Source organism: Actinomadura terrae, from assembly GCF_022751215.1.
Classification (GTDB): Bacteria; Actinomycetota; Actinomycetes; order Streptosporangiales; family Streptosporangiaceae; genus Spirillospora; species Spirillospora terrae.
In genome coordinates this window covers 2,137,690-2,162,430 of sequence record NZ_JAICDG010000002.1, presented here as the reverse complement: position 1 = coordinate 2,162,430, position 24,741 = coordinate 2,137,690, and the positions used below count along the sequence as shown (strand labels likewise).

Genomic DNA, 24,741 nt, shown 5'->3' with positions numbered 1-24,741 from the left:
GAGTACCCCCGAAGGGGCCTTTCCGCTCGACTTGCATGTGTTAAGCACGCCGCCAGCGTTCGTCCTGAGCCAGGATCAAACTCTCCATCAAGGCCACACGACCACCCAGGGGGCGAACCCCAGACAGCCAAACCTCAGAAGAAAATCCCAGCAAACACCAACCCACAAAAGGGTCGGCATATTGCCTCAAAGAAATCCCCAGCCCTCAACCACCCTCCGAAAAAGGAGTTCAGAGCCACGGGGCGACCCGACCGCATCACGGCCGGGCCGATAAAGGCACTGGCTTTTAACACGCTGTTGAGTTCTCAAGAAACGGACACCCACCGCGCCGAACCCGCTTCCGCGAGCCCCGCTCCGGGGCAACCCTTCTAACTTACCGGAATCTTCGAGCCTGTCAACCCACTCCGTAGAGTCGATCTTGGGTTCGTCGCCCGCCCCCGCGTGTCATCGCAACCGACGGGAGTCGGCTGTGAGTGATCTTCGAGGAGTTCCCGAGGCCGGCCACCTTGCGGCGTCCTGCGTCCCGTCCGGGCTGTCCACTCCAGAGTACCTCGGTGCGAAGCGAGCTTCGAACCGTTTTCTCCGGTGGATCCCCTGGGGCCGTCCGCCTTCCCGGCGTCCCGCATCCCCTTGGGGCAGGAAGAACATTAGGCAGCCCTGGACGGTCCGTCAAATCAGCGCGTCCAGGTCTTCGTTCACTCCCGGAAACCCCCTGGTCACGGTGCCTTCAGTGTTCCGCTGTCAGGTCCGCGTCAGTGCGGCGTCAGCGGACGTGGGCGGATGTGCGGTGCGTGTCAGCGACGTCCCCGACCGTGGTGTCCGGCACGAACGAAGAACGTCGGAAGGACGACATGAACCACGTGATCCAGGCCGAGGGCCTGCGAAAGCGGTTCGGGAGCACACAGGCCCTGGACGGCGTGGACCTCGAGGTGAAGCGGGGCACGGTGCTGGGGGTGCTGGGGCCGAACGGCGCGGGGAAGACCACCGCCGTCCGGATCCTGGCGACGCTCCTCAAGCCGGACAGCGGACGGGCCGAGATCTGCGGCTACGACGTCCGCAAGGACGCGGTGCGGGTGCGCGCCCTGATCGGGCTCACCGGGCAGTACGCGTCGGTCGACGAGGAGCTGACCGGCATGGAGAACCTCGTGATGATCGCGCGGCTGCTCGACTTCGGCCGGGCGGAGGCGAAAGCGCGGGCGCGGCAGCTGCTTGACCGGTTCCGGCTCACCGACGCCGGGTCGCGCGCGGTGAAGACGTACTCGGGCGGGATGCGGCGGCGGCTGGACCTGGCGGCGAGCCTGATCAACCACCCGGAGGTCATCTACCTGGACGAGCCGACGACCGGGCTCGACCCGCGGGCGCGCAACGAGGTGTGGGACACGGTCCGCGAGGTCGCGGCGGAGGGCGGGACGGTCCTGCTCACGACGCAGTACCTGGAGGAGGCCGACGCGCTCGCCGACCGGATCGTGGTGTTCGACCACGGCCGGGTGATCGCGGAGGGGACGTCCGACGATCTGAAGTCGCAGGTCGGAAGGCTGACGCTCAGCGTCCGCGCGAAGGAGCGGTACCGGGTGGCGCAGCTGACCACGATCGTCGGCGAGGTGACCGGGGAGCGCCCGGACGTGCAGGAGACGACGGGCCTGGTGACGGTGGGCATCGCGGATCCCGGAGTGGTGTCGGCGCTGGTCCGGCGGCTGGACGAGGCGTCCATCGTGGCGGCGGAGCTGGCGGTGCGGATGCCGAGCCTGGACGAGGTCTTCCTCACCCTGACCGGGCACCCGGCCGAAGAGCAGCAGAACGATCTCGTCACCGAGGGGAGCGTGGCATGACCGCGACGATCGCAGGAGTGCGTCCGATCGACGAGCCGCCCGCGCGCATCAGCCCGCGCCGGACGCTGCGCCACGGGTTGACGCTCGCGTGGCGCAACATCTCGCAGCTGAAGCACTCGCCGGAGAAGCTGCTGGACACGACGCTGATGCCGATCATCTTCCTGCTGCTGTTCCTGTATGTGTTCGGTGGGGCGGTGGCGGGGAGCACCCACGCCTACCTCCAGCAGTTGCTGCCGGGTCTGGTCGCGCAGATGGCAATGTTCGCGACGATGGGGCTCGGGACGGCGCTGAACGAGGACATTCACAAGGGCGTGTTCGACCGGTTCCGTAGCCTGCCGATCGCGCGGTCGGCGCCGTTGATCGGGACGGTCCTCGGCGACACGGTCCGGTTCATCACCGTCATGACGATCCTGATGTCGTTCGGTTCGCTGCTGGGGTTCCGGTTCCACACCGACCCGCTGTCGGTGCTGGCGGCGTTCGCGCTGGCGTACGTGTTCTATCTGTCGGTGAGCTGGGTGTCGGTGCTGGTCGGCCTGCTCGCGCCGTCGCCGCAGACCGTGCAGGGGCTCGCGTTCCTCTGGGTGATGCCGCTGACGTTCGGGAGCAGTGTGCTGGTGTCGGACACGTCCACGATGCCGGGATGGTTGCAGAAGTGGACGGACATCAACCCCGTCACGCACCTCGCGGACTCGGTGCGAGCGCTCACGGTCGGCGGCCCGATCGGGAACCACGCCTGGTACACGCTGGCATGGGCGGCAGGGATCGTCGTGGTCACATTCCCGCTGGCGATGCGGATGTATGCGCGCAAGGCGTGAGCCGTCCGCCCGCAGAGCCGTGAGCCTGTCGCTCAAGGAGTGAGCGAGACGACCCTCCTGGACGAGACGCGCGATGCCGACCCGAGGCCGAGCCCGGGTCGGCATCGCGCGTTCGGCACACGTCGCCTGCGCCCCGCAGCGACCTCAGCCGTCACGCGGGCGCGTAGCTGAGCGGTGGGGCCGAAGCCGGAGGCGAGGCCCCACCGCGAAGATCGCGAAGCGATCCGCGCCCGCACAGGATCGGTCAGCGTGCGAGCCGCCAGGCGAGCACGCTGGGCCGAGATTGCACTAAACACTGCCGCCAGGCAAGCCCCCTTGGGCCGAGACTTAAATAGACACTGCGGCGGCGATGACCTGGCCTCGTGTTACGGCGCGGCCCCGCTCGTAGGCGGCGGTGAAGGCGTCCGCGCCCAGGGCGAGTCCGGCGGCGGCGGCCGTGCGGGTGCCGTCGTAGGAGGAGCGGTCGCGGAAGCCGCGCAGGTGGTGGGCGGTGCCGAGGAGTTCGGCGGCGCGGGTGTGCTCGCCCCGGGCCGTGGCGTAGGCGGCGAGGCCCTCGACCAGCATGGCGATGAGGGGGTTGCCGGCGAAGGTGTCCTCCTCGATGCGCTCGAAGGCGCGGGCGTGCCAGCGGGCGGCGGCGGGCAGGTCGCCGTCCAGTTCGGCGAGGACGCCGAGGCGGCTGTAGGTGCGGCGGCAGACCTGGGTGAAGTCGGGGCGGTGGCGGCGGGGCTCCGTCCAGGCGTGGGCGCGTTCGGCGTGGGCGCGGGCGCCCGCCAGGTCGCCCTCCCGCAGGCACAGCTCCGATTGCAGCAGGAGGGCGGCCGAGGCGTCGTTGAACTCGCCGATGCGCGCCGCGACGGACGCGGCCTTCTCGATGTCCCGGCGTGCCTGTTCGAGGTCGCCGAGGTGGACGCGGGCGCGGGCGAGTTCGATGAGCATCGCCGAGCCCTGGTCGGGGCTGACGCCCATCGTCGCGTACCCGTAGGCCTCCTCGCCGAGGCGGACGGCCTCGGCGGCGTCGCCGCGCGCGAAGGCGACCTGGGCGAGCCCGCCGAGGCCGAGGATGAGGCCGAAGCGGTCGCCGATCTCCTCGAACATCGCGTGGCCCTCGGCGGTGACGTGCGCGGCGTCCTCGACTCGGCCGCTGTTCATCGCGAGGTGTCCGAGCAGGACGCGGACGGCGGCGCGCACCCACGGGTCGTCGTGCTCCGAGAAGGACTCCACCGCGCGGCGGGTGCTCTCCAGGTCGCCCGCGAACAGGTGGCTGCCGGCGCGGATGAGGACGAGCACGGGGTGGCGGGGCACCTCGGGCACGAACGACAGCGCGTGCTCGAACGTCGTGCGCAGGGACTCCGCCGTCGGACCGCGGTCGGAGGTCATCTCGGCGACGAGGTCGGCGGAGGCGATGCAGATCGCGTACTCCTCGCGCAGGCCGGGCGGCGGGGTGTCGCCGGCCAGCCGGCGGGCCATCTCGGCGAACCCGCTGGCCTCGACCTCCAGGTCGCGGATGAGCCAGTACCACACCAGCCCGGCGACGAGCCGCAGCCCGCTCACGGCGGCGCCGGTGTCGCCGATGTGGCGGAACGCGGCGGCGAAGTTGCCGCGCTCGGCGCCGAGCCGGTCGGCCCACAGGAGCTGGTCGGGGCCGCGCATCTCGGGTTCGGCGCGCTCGGCCAGCCAAATGCAGTACGCGGCGTGCTCGTCGCGGACGCGGCGGGCCTCGCCCGCCTGCTCCAGCCGTTCCCCGGCGTAGACGCGGACGGTCTCCAGCAGCCGGTAGCGGACGTCCGGGTCGCCCTCGGCCATCACGAGGGACTTGTCGACCAGCGCGGCGATCACGTCGATGACGTCGCCGGGGTCGGGCGCGTCCGGCGCGGGGAGCCCGCAGACGCGGACGGCGGCGGCCGGTGTCGCGCCGCCGGCGAACACCGAGAGCCTGCGCAGGACGGCGCGCTCGACGTCGTCGAGGAGGTCCCAGCTCCAGTCGACGACGGCGCGCAGCGTGCGGTGCCGGGGCAGGGCGGCGCGGGAGCCCGCGCCGAGCAGCCGGAACCGGTCGCCGAGCCGGGCGGCGACCTGGCCGGGGGTGAGGGAGCGCAGCCGGGCGGCGGCGAGTTCGATCGCGAGCGGGATGCCGTCGAGGGCGCGGCAGATCGCGACGACGTCGGCGACGGTCTCGGCGTCCACGGCGAAGCCGGGGCGGACGGCGGCGGCGCGGTCGGCGAACAGCCGGACCGCTCCATGGCGCATCGCCTCGCCGGGGTCGGTCTCGTCCTCGCGCGGCAGCGGCAGGGAGGGCACCGGGCACAGCGACTCGCCGGTGATGCCGAGCGGCTCGCGGCTGGTGGCGAGGACGCGGACCCCGGCGGCCAGCCCGAGGACGCGGTCGACGAGCCCGGCGGCGGCCTCCACCAGATGCTCGCAGTTGTCCAACACGATGATCATCTGTTTGGTGGCGAGGAAGTCGGCCAGCCGGTCCAGCGGGCGCGCGGCGGTGCGCTCGGCGGGACGCAGCGTCTCGGGGACGCCGAGCGCGGACAGCACGGCCTGGACCACGTCGCCGGGGTCGCTGACCGGGGCGAGCGGCACGAACCAGACGCCGTCGGGCATCTCGTCGAGGAACGCGGCGGCGCTCTCCCCGGCGAGCCGCGTCTTGCCCGCCCCGCCGGAGCCGGTGAGGGTGACCAGGCGGCTCTCGCGCAGCAGCTTACCGACGCGGCGCGCCTCCTCCTCGCGTCCGACGAAGCTGGTGAGCGGCGCGGGCAGGTTGGTGCGCGCCCGTCGCGCCGGCGGGGGCTCGGCGGCGGGGAGCTCGGCGGACGGGCCGCCGCCGAGGTCGTCGGCGCGGCGCAGGATCGCCAGGTGGACGGCGGCCAGCTCGTCGGACGGGTCGACGCCGAGCCGGTCGGCGAGCGCCCGGCGGGTCTCCTCGTAGACCTCCAGGGCGTCGGCCTGGCGTCCCGCCGCGTACAGGGCGCGCATGTAGTGGCCGCGCAGCCGTTCCCGCAGCGGGTGCGCGGCGGCGAGCGGTTCGAGCTCGGCGGCGGACGGCGCGGGCCGCCCGGCGGCGAGTTCGGCGTCCGCTAGGTCCTCGTAGGCGGCGAGCCGCAGCTCCCCGAGCCGCGCGATCGCGGCGAGCGCGTAATCGGCGTCGGCGACGTCGGCGAGCGCGGGCCCGCGCCACAGGTCCAGGGCGCGGCGCAGCGCGTCGGCGCGGCGGGCCGGGTCGGGCTCGGCGCGGGCGGACGCGACGGCCCGCTCGAACGCGAACGCGTCCACCTCGCCCGGGTCGATGGCGAGCCGGTAGCCGCCGGGCCCGTGCCCGACCAGGTCGCGGCCCGCGACCGCGCGCAGCCGCGAGACGAGGGCCTGGAGCGCGTTGCCGCCGGGCGGGTCGTCCCACAGGTCGTCCAGGAGCCGCCCGGCCGACACGGGACGGCCGCCCTCGGCGGCCAGCCGGACCAGGAGCGCGCGCAGCCGCGGGCCGCCGACCTCGACGGGACGGCCCGCCTCGTCCCGCACGTCGAGCGGGCCCAGGATGCAGATGCGCACGTTTCCCCTCTCCGGATGCCATTGTCCCCGATGACGCCCTCGCCTGGGATCCTGAGGACATGCACCAGCAATCCGCGATCGTGTCAGGGATCGAGGTCGTCGCGCTGTGCGACGCGATCGGGCCGATGGGCGAATCCCTGCGCCGTCCCCTGCCGGAGACGTTCCCGGGGGCCGACCCGCATTGGGACCGGCTCCGCCGCGAGGTTCCGGAGGCGTTCGGCCCCCAGGGCGAGTGGGTCCTGCATTTCCACTGCTTCGTGCTGCGTCAGCCGCAGGGGCCGACGATCCTGGTCGACACGGGGATCGGCGCGGAGGACTCCCCCGCCGCGTTCTGGACGCCGGTGCCCGGCGGCCTGCTCGGGGCGATGGCCGGAATCGGCCTCACCCCGGAGGAGGTCGACGTCGTCGTCCTCACCCACCTGCACAGCGACCACGCGAGCGGCGCGGTCCTGAACGGCGAGCCGGTGTTCCCCAACGCGCGCCACCTCGTCCAGACGGACGAACTGGACTGGCTGAAGGGCAACGGCGGCCCCGTCCTGGACGAGGTCGTGGGCCCCCTGACCCCACTCCTGGACACGGTCACCGGCGAGCGAACCCTCGCGCCGAACACGGCCATAGTCCCGACCCCGGGCCACACGCCCGGCCACCAGTCGGTCGTCGTCGGAGACATGGATCTGCTGGTGGCGGGCGACGTCGTCCTGCACCCCGTCCAGCTCGCCGACCCCTCGGTCACCTACCTCTACGACGAGGACTCCGCGAGGGCCGCCACCACGAGGACGGCGATCCTGGCGCGCGTCCGCGAACGCGGCGGCGTGCTCGCCGCGCCCCATCTTCCCGAGCCGTTCGTCCCCGTCCCACAAGTGTGGGCCGCGCACAACGGGTAGGGGTTCTGTATGCCTAGAGCACAGATCAAGAACGAGAAGATGTACCAGAAGCTCCGGGACCAGGGCGAGAGCAAGGAGAAGGCCGCGCGGATCGCGAACGCGTCGGCGGGCCAGGGGAAGCGCAAGGTCGGACGCAAGGGCGGCAAGAGCCCGGCCTACGACGACTGGACGAAGGAGGACCTCCTGAAGCGCGCCCGCGAGATCGGTGTCGAGGGCCGCTCGTCCATGAACAAGTCGGAACTGATCGACGCCCTGCGCAACCACTGATGGAGCTGGTCTTCGTCCTGGACTGCCTCCACCCCGACGCGCTGGCGGAGTTCTGGGCGGCCGCCCTCGGCTACGAGCGCGGCCCCTACGACCCGCCCTACGTCCGCCTCACGGACCCGGACGGCAGGCGGCCGACACTGCTCCTGCAAGGCGTCCCCGAGCACAAGGCCACCAAGAACCGGATGCACCCGGATCTGCGGATCACCGACATGGACGCCGAGCTGGCCCGCGTCACCGCGCTCGGCGCCCGGGTGGTCCGCGGCCCGTTCGACGACGATGGCTGGACGACCACGGTCCTCACCGACCCGGAGGACAACGAGTTCTGCCTGATCCGTCCCCCGGCGTGAGCCCCACCCGCCCCGATTGTTTACGTTTGCCCCAGCCGGGGCGGGTAGGGCCATTCCATGGATCTGGCATTCCTCAAAACGCTGTACCAACGCCCGGGCCCCTACGCGTCGGTCTACGCCGACCTCACCCGGACCACCGAGGACGCGTCCAAGGCCGCCGAACTCCGGTGGCGGGCGCTGCGCGCGGACCTGGAGGCCCAGCACGCCCCGAAGGGGACGCTCCGCGCCGTCGAACAGGCCATCGACGAGGAGATGGGCCTCCGCAGGTCCGAGGGCCTGGTGATCTTCGCGGCGGACGGCGAGGTGCTGCACACCGAGCGGCTCCCCACCGCCCCCCGCGCCCCCCAGGCCCGCGTCGCCCCGCTCCCCCACGTCCTGCCCTACCTCGCCGAACGCGGCGAGCGGTTCTCGCACCTGGTCGCCGTCGTGGACCGCCGGGGCGGCGCCATCGACTGCGTGACCGCCTCCGGCAAGCACCGCCACATCGACGTGCGCGGGGACGAGGACTACCCGATCCGCAAGACCAAGGCGGGCGACTGGAACCAGTCCCGGTTCCAGCGCTCCTCGGAGAACGTCTGGAAGGCCAACGCCAAGAAGGTCGCGCACGAGATCGACCGCGCCGCCGAACGCTGCGGCGCCGAGGCCATCGTGATCGCCGGTGACACCCGCGCCCGGACCGCCGTCCTGGAGGAGGTCTCCGACAACGTGCTGGCGCACACCGTCGAGTCCGACCGCAACATCGACATGAACGACCCCGACCTCGGCGCGGAGCTCGACCGCGTCCTGCGGCTGAAGAGCACCGAGCGCGTGATGGCCGTCGCCGAGCGCTTCGACCGCGAACTCGCCAACGGCCAGCGCGCCGTCGCCGGGCTCCCCGCGACGGTCGAGGCCGTCCGCAACGGCCAGGTCGAGACCCTGCTGCTGGACGACGACCCCGACTCCCCCGCCCGGCTGTGGGTGGGTCCCGACCCAGCCCAGGTCGCCGCGTCCCCCGAGGAGCTCCGCGAGGAGTTCGGCGTGGACGCCCCCCGCGAGGACCGCGCGGACGCCGCCCTGGTCCGGGCGGTGGCGGCCACGGACGGGGACCTGGTCGTCCTGCCCGCGGAAGGCAACCCCGGCCTGCACGTGGGCGCCGTCCTGCGCTTCACGGCGTAGGGACAACAAAAAAGGTGGTGCGGTCAACCGCACCACCCGTACGAGTGGAGCTATGGGGATTCGAACCCCAGACCTCCTCCATGCCATGGAGGCGCGCTACCAACTGCGCCATAGCCCCGCGCCGGCGAACCGGCCGAGGATGAGCTTAGTGCACGTTGGGAGCGGCTTGGGCCGCGGAGGGCATGCCCTCCGCGGCCCAAGCGCGCGTCAGTGCTGCTGGCGGGCGAGGCCCGGGATGCGGATCGTGAGGCTTTTGGGCAGTTCCGGGATACCGAAGAGCTGCTGCTGCCCGTCCCGCGCCGCCCCCTGGGCCTCCTGCTCGGAGCCCTTCTCGGCGTCGGCGTCGGCCTCCTTGCCGGCGCCCTTCGGCTTCCTGTCGTCGCACAGGGCGTCGCCGAGCCCCGGTTTGTCGTCCGGGAGCAGGTGCAGGATCGACAGCACCTTCAGCGCCCGCAGACAGTCATCGCGGCTCACCTCGCCCTGATCGAGCGGGTCCGGCGGCGCCGCGGTCGCGGGCGCCGCCATGGCCAGGACGGATGCGGCGGCGAGCGCCACCGGAACGAGCCGCCTGCCGGTGATCCGTTTTCTCATTGGGTCGTCCTCATCTCGATCACATCGCCACTTCCGTGGCTGTTCCGCATGATCAAGATTGCGAAGCCCGACACGGCGAAAGGTAGCCGCCGCCATGGCGAAGGCTTTGCGTCAGAGCCAGCCGAGCTGCTCGCCGACCTCGTCGGGCGCGTAGCCGCGCTGCCCGGCCTCGCCGATCCAGACCATCCCGTCCGCCTCCGCCACCGCCCCGACCGCGTGCTCCTGGGGCATCCTCGGCTGGATCGCGAGCCGCACCTCCATCCCGGGGTCGAACCGGCGCAGCTCGTCGATGAGGTCCGCCACGGTGACCTCGCGCGTCGCACCTCTGCGATGTCTTCCCATACCACGCATGAAACCATCCCGGCCCGACTGTTCGAACCGTTCACCAGAACGATCTCTACTCGCCCGCCCCGGCCCACCCAAGAGCCAGAAACCACGCGAACCTTTAACGCCGAACAATTCCCGGCGATCCTGAGAACCATTAACCATCACCCGGCATCTCACTCCATAGCAGGATCAGCCAACGGAACTCGGGGGTTCCACATGAAATCCATGCGACGAACGACGCTGGGCCTGACGGCCACGGCCCTCGCCCTCACCGCCACCACCTATACGGCCACCGCCCACGCCGACGGCGCGGGCACCAGCCCCGCGATCGTCCGCGCCATCGAGTCGCAGCAGTGGGTCGAACTGGAAGTGGGCGACCGCGACTACCGCGTCACGTCCGTCCGCTGCTTCCTGACGCAGCTCGGCTACTACAACCACTGCGACGCCGGCGACGTGTTCACGCAGGACTTGGTCCAGCCGGTCAAGCGCTTCCAGGGCGCCTCCGACCTGCCGACCACCGGCAGGATCGACGTCGAGACCTGGGGCGCCCTCCGCAACCGGCTCGGAAACACGGGCAGGAACGACACCCGCAAGAACCAGGTGAAGGGCATCCAGTACGCGATGAAGAAGCTTCAGGCCCCCGCCCTGAAGCCCGACGGCCTGTACGGCCCCGACACCGTGAAGGCCGTCACCGCATTCCAGAAGCGCAAGGGAATCGGCGCCGACGGCATCTTCGGCCCCCGCACCTTCCGGGCCGCCTTCGCAGAAGGCGCCGAAACCAAGCACACCCCAACCAGATAACCACCAACCCCAGCCGCCGGGGGCAAGGGGCGGAGCCCCAAAAAAGAGCGCGCAGCGCGCGACGGGGGGTGTGGGGGGCGGAGCCCCCCACATCGGGGGGTCCGGGGGGTCGTCCCCCCGGGAAAACACTGCGGGCCTTGGTGCTCGCCGAGCAAAGCTCGGCGAGCACCAAGGCCCGACTCGTGGAGCTATGGGGATTCGAACCCCAGACCTCCTCCATGCCATGGAGGCGCGCTACCAACTGCGCCATAGCCCCGCGCGGCCACGTGGACGTTCATCCGGTGGCGCGTCGCCAGTGTATAGGACGGTGGGGGCTGGTCTCGAATCGTTTGGGGGGTCAGGCGCCGTTGTCGGTGCGGTCGTCGCCGAGGACGGGTTCGGGGAGGGTTCCGGCGTTGTGCTCGGCGAGGCGCCAGCCCCCGTCGCGGAGTTCGGTGAGGACGGACCAGCAGCAGTTGGACAGGCCGCCGATGTGCTTCCAGACGTCCTCGGGGAGGCCGAGGAGCGCGGACATGCCGAGCCGGAGCGCGGCGCCGTGGGAGGCGACGACGAGCCGGCCGGTGGGGGGCAGTGCGTCGGCGGCGCGTTCCAGGGCGGCGGCGACGCGTTTGGCGACCTGCGCGCTGGTCTCGCCGCCGGGCGGCTGCCAGGCCTTGTGCTCCTCGGGGTAGCGTTCGCGGATCTCCCGGGAGGTGAGGCCTTCCCAGGCGCCGCCGTCGCGTTCGGTGAGGTCGGCGTCGGTGCGGACGGGGAGCCCGGTGACGGCGGCGAGCGCCTCGGCGGTGTCGGCGGCGCGGCGGAGGGGGGAGGCGAGCAGGTGGGTGGGCTGGAGGCCGGCGAGGAGCCGCGCGGCGCGGTGGGCCTGCCGCACGCCGGTGTCGTCGAGCGGGATGTCGGTCTTGCCCTGGAAGCGGTTCTCCAGGTTCCAGGCCGTCCGGCCGTGCCGCCAGAGCACCAGCCGCCGCTCGCCCGGTTCGCGGGCGGGGCGGGCGTCACTCACTCGCGCTCCCGACGGTGCGGGCACGCTGCGCCTGGTGGGCCGTGACGCTCTCGGGGAGCCCGATGATCGGGCAGTCCTTCCAGAGGCGTTCGAGGGCGTAGAACAGGCGGTCTTCCTCGTGCTGGATGTGGACGATGATGTCGGCGTAGTCCAGCAGCACCCAGCGGCCCTCGCGCTCGCCCTCGCGGCGGACGGGTTTGGCGCCCGCCTCCTCGCGCAGCCGCTTCTCGATCTCGTCGACGATGGCGCGAACCTGGCGGTCGTTGGGCGCGGAGCAGAGCAGGAACGCGTCGGTGATGACGAGCTGCTCGCTCACGTCGTAGGCAAGAATGTCGTCGGCCAGCTTGTCGCCCGCCGCCTCGGCGGCGATGCGGACCAGCGTCGCCGCCCTGTCCGATGCGGTCACGATGCGCTCGCGATCCTCCCTGTAGGGGTCATCTCCGGGTCCACCTTCTCATGGGAGACCGCCACCGGCCTGTGCATTTCCATTGGCATCCCTTTACCTTCGGCCGGGGTCGCCCGGTGACCCTTTCCCTCCCCAGGGTATGTGGCCGGAGGGCCAGATCGTTCCCGCTCAGGCGGCCGGGGCGCGGTAGAGGCCGCGTTTGTTGATGTACTGGACGATCCCGTCCGGGACGAGGTACCAGATCGGTTCGCCGGAGCCGACGCGGTCGCGGCACTCGGTGGAGGAGATCGACAGGGCCGGGACCTCCATCAGCGAGACGCGGCCGTTGGGCAGGCCGGGATCGGCGAGGCGGTGGCCGGGGCGGGTGACGCCGACGAAGTGGGCGAGTTCGACCAGTTCGGCCGTGTCGTGCCAGGTGAGCATCTTCTCCAGGGCGTCCGCGCCGGTGATGAAGAACAGCTCGGTCTCGGGGCCCTGGAGTTCGCGCATGTCGCGCAGGGTGTCGACGGTGTAGGTGGGGCCGGGCCGGTCGATGTCGATGCGGCTGACGGAGAAGCGGGGGTTGGACGCGGTGGCGATCACGGTCATGAGGTAGCGGTCCTCGGCGGCGGCGATCTTGCTCGTCTGCTTGTGGGACGACAGGCCGGTGGGCACGAACACGACCTCGTCGAGCGAGTAGTAGTGGGCCACCTCGCTCGCGGCCACGAGGTGGCCGTGGTGGATCGGGTCGAAGGTGCCGCCCATGATCCCCAGCCGCCGCTTTTGCGTCATGCCGACGAGAATAGCCAGCGGGCGCGATGCCCGGAACGTCCGCCCCCTCGGGGCCCGGGCTCAGCTCAGACCGGGGAGCGGTGGGGCGCCCTCGTCCCAGGTCACGACGCGGACGGCCTTGCCGACCTCGACCCTCGGAACGGTCCCGCCGGGGAGCGGGAAGACCTCGGCGGTGAAGCCGAGGGCCTCGTGCAGGGCGCGGGCGAGCTCTTCGCGCGGGTCGTCGTCCGCGAGCGCCTCGCAGGCGACCAGGAGCCGGACGGCGGGCCCGCGCCGGTCCACGACGAGCTGGTAGTGCGGCGTGACGAGCCCGGTCGCGAGCAGGGCGCGCTCGACCTCGCTCGGGTACACGTTGACGCCCCGGACGACGATCATGTCGTCGGCGCGCCCGACGACCTTGCTCATTCGGACGAGCGTGCGGCCGCAGGGGCAGGGGCGGCGGTCGAGGGAGGCGATGTCGCCGGTCCGGTAGCGCACGAGGGGGAACGCCTGCTTGGTCGGGGTGGTGAACACCAGCTCGCCGGGCGTGCCGTCGGCGACGGGGTCGCCGGAGGAGGGGTCGACGGCCTCGACGATGAAGTGGTCCTCGTTGACGTGCAGGCCGTCCTGTTCGAGGCACTCGGTGGCGACGCCGGGGCCGATGACCTCCGAGAGGCCGTAGATGTCCAGGGCCTTGATCGGCAGGACGCGTTCGATGGCGCCGCGCATCCCCTCCGACCACGGCTCGGCGCCGAACAGGCCCGCCCGCAGCGAGGCCGGCTCCACCCCGGCCTCGGCGGCGGCCTCGCCGAGCCGCAGCGCGTACGCGGGCGTGCAGGTCAGGATGTCGGGACGCAGGTCGGCGAGCATCCGCACCTGCCGGGCGGTCATCCCGCCCGACATCGGCACCACGGTCGCGCCGAGCGCCACCGCGCCCTGGTGGACGCCGATGCCGCCGGTGAACAGCCCGTAGCCGTAGGCGTTGTGGACGATGCTGCCCGGCGCGGCGCCCGCGCACGCGAGCGAGCGCGCGCACATCGCGGCCCACAGGTCGAGGTCGGCCTTGGTGTAGGCGACGAGGGTGGGGCGGCCGCGCGTCCCGCTGGACCCGTGCACGGCGGCGACCCGCTCGCGCGGGACCGCGAGCATCCCGAACGGGTAGTGGTCCCAGAGATCCTGCTTGGTGGTGAACGGGAGTTCTGCCAGGTCGGCGAGGGCGACGTCGGAGCCGCCGGTGACGCCCGCGTCCCGTAGCCGCCGCCCCTGCACCCCATCGGCCGCGAGCAGCCGGTCGACCAGCCCCCGCAGCCGGTCGCGCTGGAGCGCAGCACGCTCGTCGACGGACATCGTCTCGGCCTGCGGATCGAACATCGGGCCTCCCGGGGCCGGAGCCGGACGTCATGCCGCGCCGGGGAACCCTGCGGCATGGTGGTTCGTCGGAACTACCATGCCAGACCTGGCGTCGTCCACGTCCGTTCGTCCCAGCCCGCGACGGCTCGACGCCGCCTTCCGCCCGCCAGAAGGCGGGGCACTACACGCCTCAGGAGACCACGCATGACGGAGAACGCGCCAGACCGGGCCCGGACCCGATTCCCCGGGATCAGCTCCCGGGCCTACGAACACCCGGCGGACCGGTCGGCGCTGGTCGCGCTGCGCTCCCTGTCGGGGTTCGACGTCGTCCTGCGCAAGCTGTCCGGGCTGGTGAACGAGCGGGCGCTGCGCCTGATGTTCCTCGGCGGAACGGTCCGGGTGGGCGAGGACCAGTTCCGCAACATCCACGACATGGTGCGCGACGCCGCCTACATCCTGGATCTCCAGGAGATTCCCGACCTGTACGTCCGGCAGGACCCGACGCCGAACGCGATGGCGATCGGCTCCGACCACCCGTTCATCGTGCTCAACACCGGCCTGATCGACCTGCTGGACGACGAGGAGCTGCGCTTCGTCATCGGCCACGAGGTCGGGCACATCCTGTCCGGGCACGCGGTGTACCAGACGATGATGCAGATCCTGCTGCAACTCGGCTCCCGGCTGGCCTGGCTGCCGCTCGGGAACATCGGCATCGCGGCGATCATCATCGGACTGCGGGAGTGGTTCCGCAAGGCCGAGCTGTCCTCCGACCGGGCGGGGCTGCTGGCCGGGCAGGACCTCGACGCCGCCAAGCGCACGATGATGAAGCTCGCCGGCGGTACCCGGCTGACGGAGATGAGCAGCGAGGCGTTCCTGGAGCAGGCCCGCGAGTACGACGCGGCCGGCGACGTCCGGGACGGGCTGCTGAAGTTCCTGAACCTGCTGCCGCAGTCGCACCCCTACGCGGTGATCCGGTTCGCCGAGATCGACCGGTGGGCGCGCGAGGGCGAGTACGAGCGGATCATGGCGGGCGACTACCCGCGCCGCGAGGACGACGACGGCGCCTCGGTCTCCGAGGAGGTCCGCAACGCCGCCAAGTCCTACCGCGAGTCGTGGGAGCGCACCGCCGACCCGTTCGTCGGCAAGGTCCGCGACATGGCGGACGCGGCGGCGGGCGCCGCGGGCGGCCTGTTCGACCGCTTCACCCGCCGCGACCCCGGGCCGACCGACAGCTCCAACTGAGCCCGGAACCCCACAGCGGGGCCGCCGCGACACGGACGCGGCGGCCCTTTTCCGTGCCCCGAGCCCTCAGAGCGGCCTCAGCGCTCACGCGGGCACGTAGCTGAGCGGTGGGGCGACGCCGGAGGCGAGGCCTCACCGGGAAGATCGCGAAGCGATTCCGCGCCCGCCAAGGGACGTGGGCCGGGACTTCATGAACTCAGCCTCGTAGGTGGCCCTCGCCGGTGACCACGTACTTGGTCGAGGTCAGCTCCGGCAGGCCCATCGGGCCGCGCGCGTGGAGCTTCTGCGTCGAGATGCCGATCTCGGCGCCGAAGCCGAACTCCTCGCCGTCGGTGAAGCGGGTCGAGGCGTTCACGATCACGGCCGCCGAGTCCACCCGGGCGACGAACCGCTTCGCGGCGGGCTGGGACGTCGTGACGATCGCCTCGGTGTGGCCCGAACCGTAGGCGCGGATGTGGGCGACGGCGTCGTCGAGGGAGTCGACGACGCGTGCGGCGATGTCCAGCGAGAGGTACTCGGCGTACCAGTCGTCCTCGGTGGCGGGCACGACGTCGTCGCCGTAGGAGCGGACGCGCTCGTCGCCGTGGACGGTGACGCCGGCCTTCCGGAGCGCCTCAAGCGCGCGCGGGACGAACGCGTCCGCGATGTCGGCGTGCACCAGGAACGTCTCGGCCGCGTTGCACACCGACGGGCGCTGCGTCTTGGCGTTCAACAGGATGTCCACTGCCATGGCGATGTCGGCGGACGCGTCCACGTACACCGCGCAGTTCCCGACGCCGGTCTCGATCACCGGGACCGTGGACTCCTCGACCACCGAGTTGATCAGCGAGGCGCCGCCGCGTGGGATCAGCACGTCCACGAGGCCGCGCGCCCGCATCAGGTGCTTCACCGACTCGCGGGAGGTGCCCGGGACGAGCTGCACCGCGTCCGCCGGGACGTCGGTGCCCTCCAGCGCGGCCTGCATGACGCCGACCAGCGCCGTGTTGGAGTCGTAGGCCGAGGACGAGCCGCGCAGCAGCGCCGCGTTGCCGCTCTTCAGGCACAACGCCGCCGCGTCCACGGTCACGTTCGGGCGGCCCTCGTAGATGATCCCGACCACGCCGAGCGGCACCCGCACCTGCCGCAGCTCCAGCCCGTTCGGCAGCACGCCGCCGCGCACCGACTCCCCCACCGGGTCGGGCAGCGCCGCGACCTTGCGGGCGGCCGCGGCGATCGCCGCGATCCGCTCGACGGTCAGGCTCAGCCGGTCGATCATGTACTCGGACGTGCCGGCCTCGCGCGCCCGCGCGACATCGGCCCCGTTCGCCTTGACGATCTCCGGTGCGGCCTCGACCAGCGCGTCGGCGATCGCGTGCAGCGCCGCGTCCTTGGCCGCGCGCGGCAGCGGGGCCAGCTCGGACGCGGCGTCCCCGGCGCGCCGGGCCACCCGCAGGAACTCCTCGCGCTCACTCATCACGTCCTCCTTCGTCGGCCAGCACGACCAGGTCGTCGCGGTGGATTATCTCGCGCTCGTACTCGGGCCCGAGCTCGCGGGCCAGCCAGCGGGTGGAGCGGCCCATCAGCTCCGGGACCTCGGCCGCGTCGTAGTTCACGAGCCCGCGCGCGACGACGCGGCCCGCCGGGTCGCACAGGTCGACCGGGTCGCCGGCCGCGAAGTCGCCCTCGACGCCGGTGACGCCCGCGGGCAGCAGCGACTTGCGGCGCCGTACGACGGCGTCGACGGCGCCCGCGTCCAGCATGACGCGACCGGCGCCGGTGGTGGCGTGGGCGAGCCAGAGGTGCCGGGTGGAGCGGCGCCGCCCGTCCGCCGGGTGGAAGAGGGTGCCGGCGGGGTCGCCCGCGAGGGCCTGCGCGGCGGACGCGGCGTTGGTCAGCACGACCGGGACGCCCGCGATCCGCGCCGCCTCCACCTTCGTGACCATGCCGCCGGTGCCGACCCGCCCGGAGCCGCCCAGCTCGACCCCCGCGAGGTCGGCCGGGCCGCGCACGTCCGCGATGCGGCGCGCGCCCGGCCGGCGCGGGTCGCCGGTGTAGAGGGCGTCGACGTCGGAGAGCAGGATCAGCGCGTCCGCGCGGGTCAGGTGCGCGACGAGCGCGGCGAGCCGGTCGTTGTCGCCGAACCGGATCTCGTCGGTGGCGACGGTGTCGTTCTCGTTCACGATCGGCAGCACGCCGAGCGCGAGCAGCTGCGCGAGCGTCCGCTGCGCGTTGCGGTGGTGGGAGCGGCGCATCATGTCGTCGGCGGTCAGCAGCACCTGCCCGACCGTCACGCCGTGCCGGGTGAACGCCGAGGTGTAGCGCGCGAACAGCAGGCCCTGCCCGACGCTCGCCGCCGCCTGCTGCGTCGCGAGGTCGGGCGGGCGGCGGACGAGCCCGAGCGGCCCGAGCCCCGCCGCGATCGCCCCCGACGACACGAACACGATCTCGGTGCCCGCGCCGCGCCGCGCCGCGAGGACGTCGACGAGCGCGTCGATGCGCGCGGCGTCGATCGTCCCCTCCGGAGTGGTGAGCGAGGAGGACCCCGCCTTCACCACGATCCGCCGGGCCTTCGCGATCGCCTCGCGCTCGCTCATCGAGCCATCTCCTCCGGGGGCTAGCGGTATCCGTCGAGGCGGCGGTCGGTGCCGCGGGGGGCCGGCGCGGCCTGGCCCGCGACGATCTCGGGCTCCCAGTCGAAGACGACCGAGTCGTCGGCCGTGCCGATCATCACCGTGGCGCCCCGGGCGGCGCCCGCCTCGGCGAGCGCCTGCTCCACGCCGAGCCGCGCGAGGCGGTCGGCGAGGTAGCCGACGGCCTCCTCGTTGGCGAAGTCGGTCTGCCGCAGCCACCGGACGGGCTTCGACCCGGTGATCAGGAACGTGTTCTCGCCCATCGGTCTGACCTCGAAGCCGGCGTCGCCGCCGACCGGCTCGGGCCGGATCACGGTACGGGTGGGCTCGACGGCGGGCAGCGACGCGCGGTACTCGCCGACCATCGCCGCCATCGCGAACGACAGCTCCCGCAGCCCCTCGTGCGAGGCCGCCGACACCTCGAACACCGCGAGGCCGCGCGCCTCGAACTCGGGGCGGACCATCTCGGCGAGGTCGCGGGCGTCGGGCACGTCCACCTTGTTGAGCACGACGATACGCGGCCGGTCCGACAGCGGGCGGTCGCCGAGCACCCGGTCGTAGGCCCGCAGCTCCCGCTCGATCACCTCGAAGTCGCTGACGGGGTCGCGGCCCGGCTCCATCGTGGCGCAGTCCAGGACGTGCGCGAGCGTCGAGGACCGCTCGATGTGCCGCAGGAACTCAAGGCCGAGGCCCCGGCCCTCGCTCGCGCCCTCGATCAGCCCCGGGACGTCGGCGACCGTGAACGTCGTGTCGCCCGCGCCCACCACGCCGAGGTTCGGCACCAGCGTCGTGAACGGATAGTCGGCGATCTTCGGCTTGGCCGCCGACAGCGCCGCGATCAGCGAGGACTTGCCCGCGCTCGGGAAGCCGACGAGCGCCACGTCCGCGACGCTCTTCAGCTCCAGCACCACGTCGCGCTCGTCGCCGGGCTCGCCGAGCAGCGCGAACCCGGGCGCCTTGCGCTTGGCGGTCGCGAGCGCCGCGTTCCCGAGCCCGCCGCGCCCGCCCTGCGCCACCACGTACCGGGTGCCCTCGCCGACCAGGTCGGCGAGGACCTCGTCGCCCGCCTTCACGACCGTGCCGTCGGGGACGGGCAGGATCACGTCCGCGCCGTCCGCGCCGGTGCGCAGGCTGCCCTGCCCCGGCCTGCCGTTGCCGGCCTTGCGGTGCGGCCGCCGGTGGTACTCCAGCAGGCTCGCCGCGTTCTTGTCGACCACCAGCACCACGTCGCCGCCGCGCCCGCCGTTCGCGCCGTCCGGCCCGCCGAGCGGCTTGAACTTCTCCCGGTGGACCGACGCGCAGCCGTTGCCGCCGTTACCGGCGGCGGCGTGCAGCACCACCCGGTCGACGAACTGCGCGCCCGATCCCGCTCCAGCGGCCACGGTGACTCTCCTCGGTGCAGGGCGACTCGATCAGTCGGTGAAAAGGCGAAGGGGCGGACCGTCTCCGGCCCGCCCCTTCGGTGAACGTCTCGTGCAGGCGGACTACTCCGCCGGCGGCACGATCGCGACCGCGTTGCGGCCGCGGTAGCGGCGGAACTCGACCGCGCCCGCGACCAGCGCGAACAGCGTGTCGTCGCCGCCGCGCCCGACACCGGGGCCGGGGTGGAAGTGGGTGCCGCGCTGCCGGACGATGATCTCGCCGGCGTTGACGAGCTGGCCGCCGTAGCGCTTGACGCCGAGGCGCTTGGCGTTGGAGTCGCGGCCGTTACGGCTGGACGACGCGCCCTTCTTGTGTGCCATCTGACCGCTCCCTTACTTCCCGGCCTTGATACCGGTGATCTTGACCTCGGTGTAGGGCTGGCGGTGACCCATCCGCCGCTTGTACCCGGTCTTGTTCCGGTAGTGCATGATGTTGATCTTCGGGCCCTTGACGGCCCCGAGGATCTCGGCGGTCACCTCGTAGCGCGCGAGGTCGGCCGAGCCGCTGACGACGTCGTCGCCGTCCACGACCAGCACGGCCGGGAACGTGACGGTCGAGCCGACCTCACCGGCCAGCTTGTCGACGGTCAGCACGTCGTCGACCGCGACCCTCTCCTGCCTGCCGCCTGCGCGGACAATCGCGTACACCGCGGAAACCCTTCGTCTGCGCGCGCTTCCGGACTGAACCGGTCCCGCGCGTGGCTCACCAGCCCCCGGATGGGGGCCTACCCCCGGCAGCGGTGCCGGAGGCGGCACACCAGAGGAGACCCCTGGCGCTCTCTGCTCATCCCTGCTTGTCCCCGCTCGTCCCTACCGGATCGGCGGGGCGCACCGGACGTGCCCCGGAGGGGGGCTCGCGGTGCATGGTCGGCTGGCGCGCCCACGGCGCGCCGAACCACAAGCCTACCGGATGCCCTGACCGGAACGCGAACGCGTCCGGCCAGGGCTCCCGGGGTCAGGCGTCGGCGTCCCCGGACTCGGCGGCGGCCTGCGCGGTGGCGCGGGGACGGCGGGTGCGGCGGCGCCGTGTGCCGGCGCCCTCCTCGGCGCCGTCGGCGGCCTCGTCCGAAGCGGAAGCGGACGCCGCGGGGGCCGCGCCGTTCGCGTCCACGCCGTTCGACTCGGCGGCGGGCGCCGCCCCGTTGACCGTGACCGGCTCCGCCGCGTCCAGGGTGCCGGGCGGGGCGTCGGCCGCCTCCGCCGCAGCCTGGGCGGCCTCCACGGCGGCCTGCGCCGGGGCCTCCTCGGCGTCGACGTCGGGCGGCGGGCCGGCGGGCCGCTTGGCGGGGCCGGACTTCTTCGCCCGCGCCCGCGCCGGACGCGCCGCCTCCGGCTCCTCGCGCTGCTCCGGCTCGTCCTCGGCCTTCGGCTCGGCCTTCGCGTCGTGCTTGGCGAGCTTCTCCTCGACGGCCCGCTCGACCTCGCCCTTGCGCTTGCGGCGACGCCCGGTCTCCTTGCCCGCCGCCTTGTCGGGCTTCGGCTCGACCGGCGACAGGTGGACGTGGATGCCGCGCCCGTTGCACGACTCGCAGGTCTCCGAGAACGCCTCCAGCAGGCCCTGCCCGACGCGCTTGCGGGTCATCTGGACCAGGCCGAGCGAGGTGACCTCGGCGACCTGGTGCTTGGTGCGGTCGCGCGACAGGCACTCCACGAGCCGGCGCAGCACCAGGTCGCGGTTGTTCTCCAGCACCATGTCGATGAAGTCGATCACGACGATGCCGCCGATATCGCGCAGCCGGAGCTGGCGGACGATCTCCTCCGCCGCCTCCAGGTTGTTGCGGGTGACGGTCTCCTCCAGGTTGCCGCCCTGCCCGGTGAACTTGCCGGTGTTGACGTCGATGACCGTCATCGCCTCGGTCCGGTCGATCACCAGCGAGCCGCCCGAGGGCAGCCAGACCTTGCGGTCCAGCGCCTTGGCGATCTGCTCGTCCACGCGGAACGCGCCGAGGACGTCCTGCGCGCCGTCCCACCGCTCGACCCGGTCGGCGAGGTGCGGCGCGACGTACTGGACGTAGTCCGAGACCGTGTCCCAGGCGTCGCCGCCGGACACCACGAGCTTGGTGAAGTCCTCGTTGAAGATGTCGCGGACGACGCGGATCGTGAGGTCGGGCTCCCCGTACAGCAGCGACGGCGCCGACGCGCCCTTGACCTTCTTCTGGATGTTGTCCCACTGCGCGGCGAGGCGCGAGACGTCCCGGGCCAGCTCCTCCTCGGTCGCGCCCTCGGCCGCCGTGCGGACGATCACGCCCGCGTTCTCCGGCATGACCTTCTTCAGGATCGACTTGAGGCGGCTGCGCTCCTTGTCGGGGAGCTTGCGGCTGATGCCGGTCATCGAACCGTCGGGGACGTAGACCAGGTAGCGGCCGGGCAGCGAGACCTGGCTGGTCAGCCGGGCGCCCTTGTGGCCGAGCGGGTCCTTGGTGACCTGCACGAGCACCGACTGGCCCGACTTCAGCGCGGACTCGATGCGGCGCGGCTGGCCCTCCAGGCCGGCGACGTCCCAGTTGACCTCGCCCGCGTACAGGACCGCGTTGCGGCCCTTGCCGATGTCGACGAACGCCGCCTCCATCGACGGCAGCACGTTCTGGACCTTGCCGAGGTAGACGTTGCCCACGTACGACTGGTGGGTCGCGCGGTTGACGTAGTGCTCGACGAGGACGTCGTCCTCCAGGACGGCGATCTGCGTGCGCTCGCCCTCCTGCCGCACCACCATGACCCGCTCGACCGACTCGCGGCGCGCCAGGAACTCGGCCTCGGTGATCACCGGCGGGCGGCGGCGGCCCTGCTCGCGGCCCTCGCGGCGACGCTGCTTCTTGGCCTCCAGCCGGGTCGAGCCCCGGACGGACTGGACCTCGTCCTCGACCGCGCGGGCGTCGCGGACGTGCACGACGGTGTTCGGCGGGTCGTCCTGCACCCCGGCCTCGCCGTCGGCGCCGGACCGGCGCCTGCGGCGGCGGCGCCGGCGGCTCGTCGCGCCCTGGCCGTCGCCCTCGTCGTCGTCCGCCTCGTCCTGCTCGGCCTTGGCGGCCTCCTTCGCCGCGTCCTTGGCCTCCTTGGCGGCCTTGGCCTTCGCGGCCTTGGTCGTCTTCGGTGCCTTGGCGGGCTGCTCGTCCTTGGCGTCCTTGCCGTCCTTGGCGTCCTTGGACTCGCGGGAGTCGCGGGGTTCGCCCGCGTCCTCGGCCTCGGCGCCGTCGTCGGCGTGCGCGTCGTCCTCGAGGCCGTCCCGGCCACGGCCGCGGCCGCGGCCGCCCCTGCGGCGGCGGCGCCGGGACGGGCGGTCCTCGCCGTCGTCCTCGTCGTCGGGCCCGGCCGGCCCGGGCTCGGCCTGGTCGGCCGCGGGCTCCTCGGCCTTCGGCTCGTCCTTGGGCCGCACGGGCGTCTCGGCCTTCGGCTGCGGCGGCTGGAACACGACCATCGGCGGCTGGAACATCACGCCGGGCACGCCGACGCCGCTCGCGGGCTCGGTCTCCGACACCCGGGACGCGTCCGGCTCGCCGCCGGTGCCCGGCACGGCCGGGACCTCCGGCACGATCGGCGCGGCGGGCACGTCCGGCTCGTCGGGGGTGACGGGCGGGGCGGCGGCGCTCGTGCGGCGGCGCGTCCGCGTCCGGGTGGTGGACGTCTTCTCCGGCTTCTCAGCCTTCTCCGCCGGGGCCTCCGGCGCTTCGCCCTTCGGCGTCTCGGCGGCCGGGGACGTCTCGGCCCCGGTCAGCGGCACCGGCTCGGCGGTCTCCTCGCCCTTGCCGGTCTCCTCGGCCTTGGCCGCGCCGCTCTTGGCGCGGGTCCGCGTCCGCGTGGTCTTCTTCACCGGCGCCGCCTCCTCGCCCTGCTCGGGCGCGGAGGCCTCGGGCGCGGCGGCCTCGGGCGCGGCGGCGTCGGATGCGGCGGCGTCGGATGCGGCGGCCTCAGGCACGGTGGCCTCGGTCGCGGTGGCGGCGCTCGCCCGCGCCGCGGAGGTGCGCCGCCCGCGCGTCACCTGCCGTCCCGCCTCGGGCTCGCCCCCCGCGTCGGCGGACGGGGCGGAGCCGGTGCCGCTGGGAGCGGGCTCCCCCGTCTTGGCCTGCGCGGGCGTGTCCTCCACGTCCGGCGGGGGCCCCGCGGGACGGCTCGCGCGCCGCCGGGTACGCGTGGTCACGCTGGGCGCGGTGGTGTCGGTGGTCTCGTTATCGGTCGCCGAATCGGCTTCGTTGTCTAGCATCCGGGCAATCTCCCGTCAGGCTCCCGGGCGCGACCGCCTGTTCCGCCAGGGGGCGGATCGGGGCGGTGCGCCGCGCGGGAGCGCTCCGTCAGTCGTCGGTGTCGCCACTGCCGGACGGTCGCCCGGTGGTGACGACGAAGTCGTCGGGGGTGCGCCGACCGTCCCCTGCGGCCCGGTTCCGTGTCGCCACGGCTTCGGTCCCACGGTCAGGCGCTGACGGCATCCGCGCTCGCGGCGTCCCCGGGCTGCGGCCGCGCGCGGTCGCGCGCCGTCTCGGCGTCGTCGCCGGACGGCAGGCCGTTCTCCCGGTCGGGATCCAGGGGATCCGCGAGGCCACCGGTGGCCGCGTCGAGGGGCCCCTGCGCCAGCCTGGTCACCAGTGGCGGTGACGGCGGCGCGAGGTCGGCGACCTGGCGCAGTCCGGTGAGGATGTCGTCGGGTCGTACGGCGGGTGTGGAATGCCGAACAACCATTCGAAGTATCGCACAAGGGGCATCCGCCGCCTCCGCGGCGCGCCGGTCCAGCTCCGGGGACTGTGCCTCCAGCGCGTGGACGGCGGCGCGCACGTCGAACCGGCGCCGCCCCTTCTTGGTGAGGCGCTCCACCTCGATCTCGCCGGCGTCCAGGAAGGCGGCGACGGCCGCGGCGGCGTCGTCGTGCGACACCCCGTCCAGCCGGATCCGCCACCGGGACGCCTGGAGCCGATCGGCGAACGCGCCCGGTTTGACCGGCGCGTCCCCGGCGCGTCCCGCCCGGACCGGTACGACATCCAGGATGTCGAGCCCGGCGGGCAGTGCGGCGTCGAGCTCGTCCCGCACCCGCGCAGGGTCGCGGGTCTCGGTGAGCCCGATCTCAAGGTACTCGGCCTCGCTGGCCACCCCCGTCGCCGCCGCACCCGCGTACGAGATCTTCGGGTGGGGGGTGAATCCGGCGCTGAACGCGACAGGTATCCCGGCACGCCGCACGGCGCGTTCCACGGCCCGGGAGATGTCGCGGTGGCTCGTGAACCGCAGCCTGCCCCGCTTGGCGTAGCGGACCCGAAGGCGCTGGATCACGGGGACCGGGGCCGGTCCCTCCGGCATGGGTGCCAGGGCTCTTCGTCCTTCCTACTCGTGGTCGAGTCGAAAACGTCTCCCTATAGAGTACGGGGCCCGGCGCGCCGTTTCGCCCCCGGCCGGGGCCGGTCGGGCGCAAGCC

At 73.0% G+C, this 24,741-nt stretch carries 22 protein-coding genes, 2 tRNA genes and 1 rRNA gene; 8 read left to right on the top strand and 17 right to left on the bottom strand.

The window, feature by feature from the left end; translation table 11 throughout:
- Window positions 1-91 (bottom strand): 16S ribosomal RNA (locus tag K2F47_RS19870); the annotation flags it as partial.
- 760 nt (window positions 92-851) lie between these two features.
- Between K2F47_RS19870 and K2F47_RS19865 the strand changes: the two genes are divergently transcribed.
- Entirely contained in the window at window positions 852-1,829 is a 978-nt protein-coding gene (locus K2F47_RS19865) for an ATP-binding cassette domain-containing protein (RefSeq protein WP_242905869.1), read from the top strand.
- Entirely contained in the window at window positions 1,826-2,644 is an 819-nt protein-coding gene (locus tag K2F47_RS19860) for an ABC transporter permease (protein WP_242905867.1), read from the top strand. Before K2F47_RS19865 ends, K2F47_RS19860 begins: the two co-directional genes overlap by 4 nt.
- A 327-nt stretch (window positions 2,645-2,971) precedes the next feature.
- Here the strand turns inward: K2F47_RS19860 and K2F47_RS19855 are convergent, their stop codons facing one another.
- The gene (locus K2F47_RS19855; protein WP_242905866.1) at window positions 2,972-6,196 is read right to left on the bottom strand and encodes an AfsR/SARP family transcriptional regulator; all 3,225 of its coding nucleotides are present in this window, start codon (window positions 6,194-6,196) and stop codon (window positions 2,972-2,974) included.
- A gap of 59 nt (window positions 6,197-6,255) precedes the next feature.
- On the opposite strand from K2F47_RS19855, the gene K2F47_RS19850 reads away from it, so the two are divergent.
- From K2F47_RS19850 to K2F47_RS19835, 4 genes are read left to right on the top strand one after another with little or no spacing between them, the layout of a single operon-like run.
- Window positions 6,256-7,080: an MBL fold metallo-hydrolase gene (locus K2F47_RS19850; RefSeq protein WP_242905865.1), complete on the top strand. Its 825-nt coding sequence runs from the start codon at window positions 6,256-6,258 to the stop codon at window positions 7,078-7,080.
- Between the two features lie 9 nt (window positions 7,081-7,089).
- Window positions 7,090-7,347 (top strand): DUF7218 family protein, encoded by a 258-nt coding sequence (locus K2F47_RS19845; protein ID WP_242905864.1) that lies wholly within the window; start codon window positions 7,090-7,092, stop codon window positions 7,345-7,347.
- A complete protein-coding gene (locus K2F47_RS19840) occupies window positions 7,347-7,694 on the top strand; it encodes a VOC family protein (RefSeq protein ID WP_242905862.1) in 348 nt (115 codons plus the stop codon). Before K2F47_RS19845 ends, K2F47_RS19840 begins: the two co-directional genes overlap by 1 nt.
- 57 nt (window positions 7,695-7,751) lie before the next feature.
- The gene (locus K2F47_RS19835; RefSeq protein WP_242905860.1) at window positions 7,752-8,849 is read left to right on the top strand and encodes a baeRF2 domain-containing protein; all 1,098 of its coding nucleotides are present in this window, start codon (window positions 7,752-7,754) and stop codon (window positions 8,847-8,849) included.
- Between the two features lie 45 nt (window positions 8,850-8,894).
- Here the strand turns inward: K2F47_RS19835 and K2F47_RS19830 are convergent.
- The 3 genes from K2F47_RS19830 to K2F47_RS19820 all read right to left on the bottom strand — a co-directional run bounded on the left by K2F47_RS19830 (window position 8,895) and on the right by K2F47_RS19820 (window position 9,782).
- Window positions 8,895-8,967: transfer RNA gene (locus K2F47_RS19830), tRNA-Ala, on the bottom strand.
- 89 nt (window positions 8,968-9,056) lie between these two features.
- Window positions 9,057-9,440 carry a hypothetical protein gene (locus K2F47_RS19825; protein ID WP_242905858.1) on the bottom strand — a complete coding sequence of 128 codons (384 nt, stop codon included), beginning with the start codon at window positions 9,438-9,440 and terminating at the stop codon, window positions 9,057-9,059.
- 111 nt (window positions 9,441-9,551) lie between these two features.
- On the bottom strand, window positions 9,552-9,782 hold the full coding sequence (locus tag K2F47_RS19820; protein WP_242905856.1) for a hypothetical protein: 231 nt from the start codon (window positions 9,780-9,782) through the stop codon (window positions 9,552-9,554).
- Between the two features lie 210 nt (window positions 9,783-9,992).
- On the opposite strand from K2F47_RS19820, the gene K2F47_RS19815 reads away from it, so the two are divergent.
- Complete coding sequence (locus K2F47_RS19815; RefSeq protein WP_242905855.1) at window positions 9,993-10,568, top strand: peptidoglycan-binding domain-containing protein; 576 nt, start codon at window positions 9,993-9,995, stop codon at window positions 10,566-10,568.
- 183 nt (window positions 10,569-10,751) lie between these two features.
- On the opposite strand, the gene K2F47_RS19810 is transcribed toward K2F47_RS19815, so the two are convergent.
- From K2F47_RS19810 to K2F47_RS19790, 5 genes are all read right to left on the bottom strand, one after another.
- Window positions 10,752-10,824, bottom strand: a tRNA-Ala gene (locus K2F47_RS19810).
- Between the two features lie 81 nt (window positions 10,825-10,905).
- Window positions 10,906-11,568, bottom strand: a complete 663-nt coding sequence (locus tag K2F47_RS19805; RefSeq protein ID WP_242905854.1) for a histidine phosphatase family protein — start codon at window positions 11,566-11,568, stop codon at window positions 10,906-10,908.
- Entirely contained in the window at window positions 11,561-11,974 is a 414-nt protein-coding gene (rsfS, locus tag K2F47_RS19800) for a ribosome silencing factor (RefSeq protein ID WP_242905853.1), read from the bottom strand. The genes K2F47_RS19805 and rsfS overlap by 8 nt, the downstream gene beginning before the upstream one ends.
- Window positions 11,975-12,142: 168 nt before the next feature.
- The gene (gene nadD / locus K2F47_RS19795; protein ID WP_242905852.1) at window positions 12,143-12,745 is read right to left on the bottom strand and encodes a nicotinate-nucleotide adenylyltransferase; all 603 of its coding nucleotides are present in this window, start codon (window positions 12,743-12,745) and stop codon (window positions 12,143-12,145) included.
- Between the two features lie 60 nt (window positions 12,746-12,805).
- Window positions 12,806-14,095, bottom strand: coding sequence for a phenylacetate--CoA ligase family protein (locus K2F47_RS19790; RefSeq protein WP_242905851.1), 1,290 nt, complete (start codon window positions 14,093-14,095; stop codon window positions 12,806-12,808).
- A 183-nt stretch (window positions 14,096-14,278) separates the two neighbouring features.
- Here K2F47_RS19790 and K2F47_RS19785 point away from each other — a divergent pair, with 183 nt between their 5' ends.
- On the top strand, window positions 14,279-15,316 hold the full coding sequence (locus K2F47_RS19785; RefSeq protein ID WP_242905850.1) for a M48 family metallopeptidase: 1,038 nt from the start codon (window positions 14,279-14,281) through the stop codon (window positions 15,314-15,316).
- A gap of 196 nt (window positions 15,317-15,512) precedes the next feature.
- Here K2F47_RS19785 and K2F47_RS19780 read toward each other — a convergent pair whose 3' ends face one another.
- From K2F47_RS19780 to K2F47_RS19750, 7 genes are all read right to left on the bottom strand, one after another.
- Entirely contained in the window at window positions 15,513-16,769 is a 1,257-nt protein-coding gene (locus K2F47_RS19780; protein WP_242905849.1) for a glutamate-5-semialdehyde dehydrogenase, read from the bottom strand.
- Entirely contained in the window at window positions 16,762-17,889 is a 1,128-nt protein-coding gene (gene proB / locus K2F47_RS19775; RefSeq protein WP_242905842.1) for a glutamate 5-kinase, read from the bottom strand. The genes K2F47_RS19780 and proB overlap by 8 nt, the downstream gene beginning before the upstream one ends.
- A 20-nt stretch (window positions 17,890-17,909) precedes the next feature.
- On the bottom strand, window positions 17,910-19,307 hold the full coding sequence (obgE, locus tag K2F47_RS19770; RefSeq protein WP_242905840.1) for a GTPase ObgE: 1,398 nt from the start codon (window positions 19,305-19,307) through the stop codon (window positions 17,910-17,912).
- A gap of 102 nt (window positions 19,308-19,409) precedes the next feature.
- On the bottom strand, window positions 19,410-19,667 hold the full coding sequence (gene rpmA / locus K2F47_RS19765) for a 50S ribosomal protein L27 (protein WP_242905838.1): 258 nt from the start codon (window positions 19,665-19,667) through the stop codon (window positions 19,410-19,412).
- 12 nt (window positions 19,668-19,679) lie between these two features.
- A complete protein-coding gene (gene rplU / locus K2F47_RS19760) occupies window positions 19,680-19,994 on the bottom strand; it encodes a 50S ribosomal protein L21 (protein WP_214620644.1) in 315 nt (104 codons plus the stop codon).
- 307 nt (window positions 19,995-20,301) lie between these two features.
- Window positions 20,302-23,544, bottom strand: a complete 3,243-nt coding sequence (locus K2F47_RS19755; RefSeq protein ID WP_242905828.1) for an Rne/Rng family ribonuclease — start codon at window positions 23,542-23,544, stop codon at window positions 20,302-20,304.
- 206 nt (window positions 23,545-23,750) lie between these two features.
- Window positions 23,751-24,626: a TIGR03936 family radical SAM-associated protein gene (locus K2F47_RS19750; RefSeq protein WP_242905827.1), complete on the bottom strand. Its 876-nt coding sequence runs from the start codon at window positions 24,624-24,626 to the stop codon at window positions 23,751-23,753.
- Window positions 24,627-24,741 lie beyond the last annotated feature (115 nt).

Excerpts from the sequence above, each read along its gene's own strand:
- nadD (WP_242905852.1), bottom strand. The coding sequence starts at position 12,745 with ATGACGCAAAAGCGGCGGCTGGGGATCATGGGCGGCACCTTCGACCCG.
- rpmA (WP_242905838.1), bottom strand. The coding sequence starts at position 19,667 with ATGGCACACAAGAAGGGCGCGTCGTCCAGCCGTAACGGCCGCGACTCC.
- K2F47_RS19845 (WP_242905864.1), top strand. The coding sequence starts at position 7,090 with ATGCCTAGAGCACAGATCAAGAACGAGAAGATGTACCAGAAGCTCCGG.
- K2F47_RS19840 (WP_242905862.1), top strand. The coding sequence starts at position 7,347 with ATGGAGCTGGTCTTCGTCCTGGACTGCCTCCACCCCGACGCGCTGGCG.
- K2F47_RS19790 (WP_242905851.1), bottom strand. The coding sequence starts at position 14,095 with ATGTTCGATCCGCAGGCCGAGACGATGTCCGTCGACGAGCGTGCTGCG.
- K2F47_RS19825 (WP_242905858.1), bottom strand. The coding sequence starts at position 9,440 with ATGAGAAAACGGATCACCGGCAGGCGGCTCGTTCCGGTGGCGCTCGCC.
- K2F47_RS19860 (WP_242905867.1), top strand. The coding sequence starts at position 1,826 with ATGACCGCGACGATCGCAGGAGTGCGTCCGATCGACGAGCCGCCCGCG.
- K2F47_RS19820 (WP_242905856.1), bottom strand. The coding sequence starts at position 9,782 with ATGGGAAGACATCGCAGAGGTGCGACGCGCGAGGTCACCGTGGCGGAC.
- K2F47_RS19865 (WP_242905869.1), top strand. The coding sequence starts at position 852 with ATGAACCACGTGATCCAGGCCGAGGGCCTGCGAAAGCGGTTCGGGAGC.
- K2F47_RS19780 (WP_242905849.1), bottom strand. The coding sequence starts at position 16,769 with ATGAGTGAGCGCGAGGAGTTCCTGCGGGTGGCCCGGCGCGCCGGGGAC.
- proB (WP_242905842.1), bottom strand. The coding sequence starts at position 17,889 with ATGAGCGAGCGCGAGGCGATCGCGAAGGCCCGGCGGATCGTGGTGAAG.
- K2F47_RS19815 (WP_242905855.1), top strand. The coding sequence starts at position 9,993 with ATGCGACGAACGACGCTGGGCCTGACGGCCACGGCCCTCGCCCTCACC.
- K2F47_RS19785 (WP_242905850.1), top strand. The coding sequence starts at position 14,279 with ATGACGGAGAACGCGCCAGACCGGGCCCGGACCCGATTCCCCGGGATC.
- K2F47_RS19850 (WP_242905865.1), top strand. The coding sequence starts at position 6,256 with ATGCACCAGCAATCCGCGATCGTGTCAGGGATCGAGGTCGTCGCGCTG.
- K2F47_RS19750 (WP_242905827.1), bottom strand. The coding sequence starts at position 24,626 with ATGCCGGAGGGACCGGCCCCGGTCCCCGTGATCCAGCGCCTTCGGGTC.
- K2F47_RS19835 (WP_242905860.1), top strand. The coding sequence starts at position 7,752 with ATGGATCTGGCATTCCTCAAAACGCTGTACCAACGCCCGGGCCCCTAC.
- K2F47_RS19755 (WP_242905828.1), bottom strand. The coding sequence starts at position 23,544 with ATGCTAGACAACGAAGCCGATTCGGCGACCGATAACGAGACCACCGAC.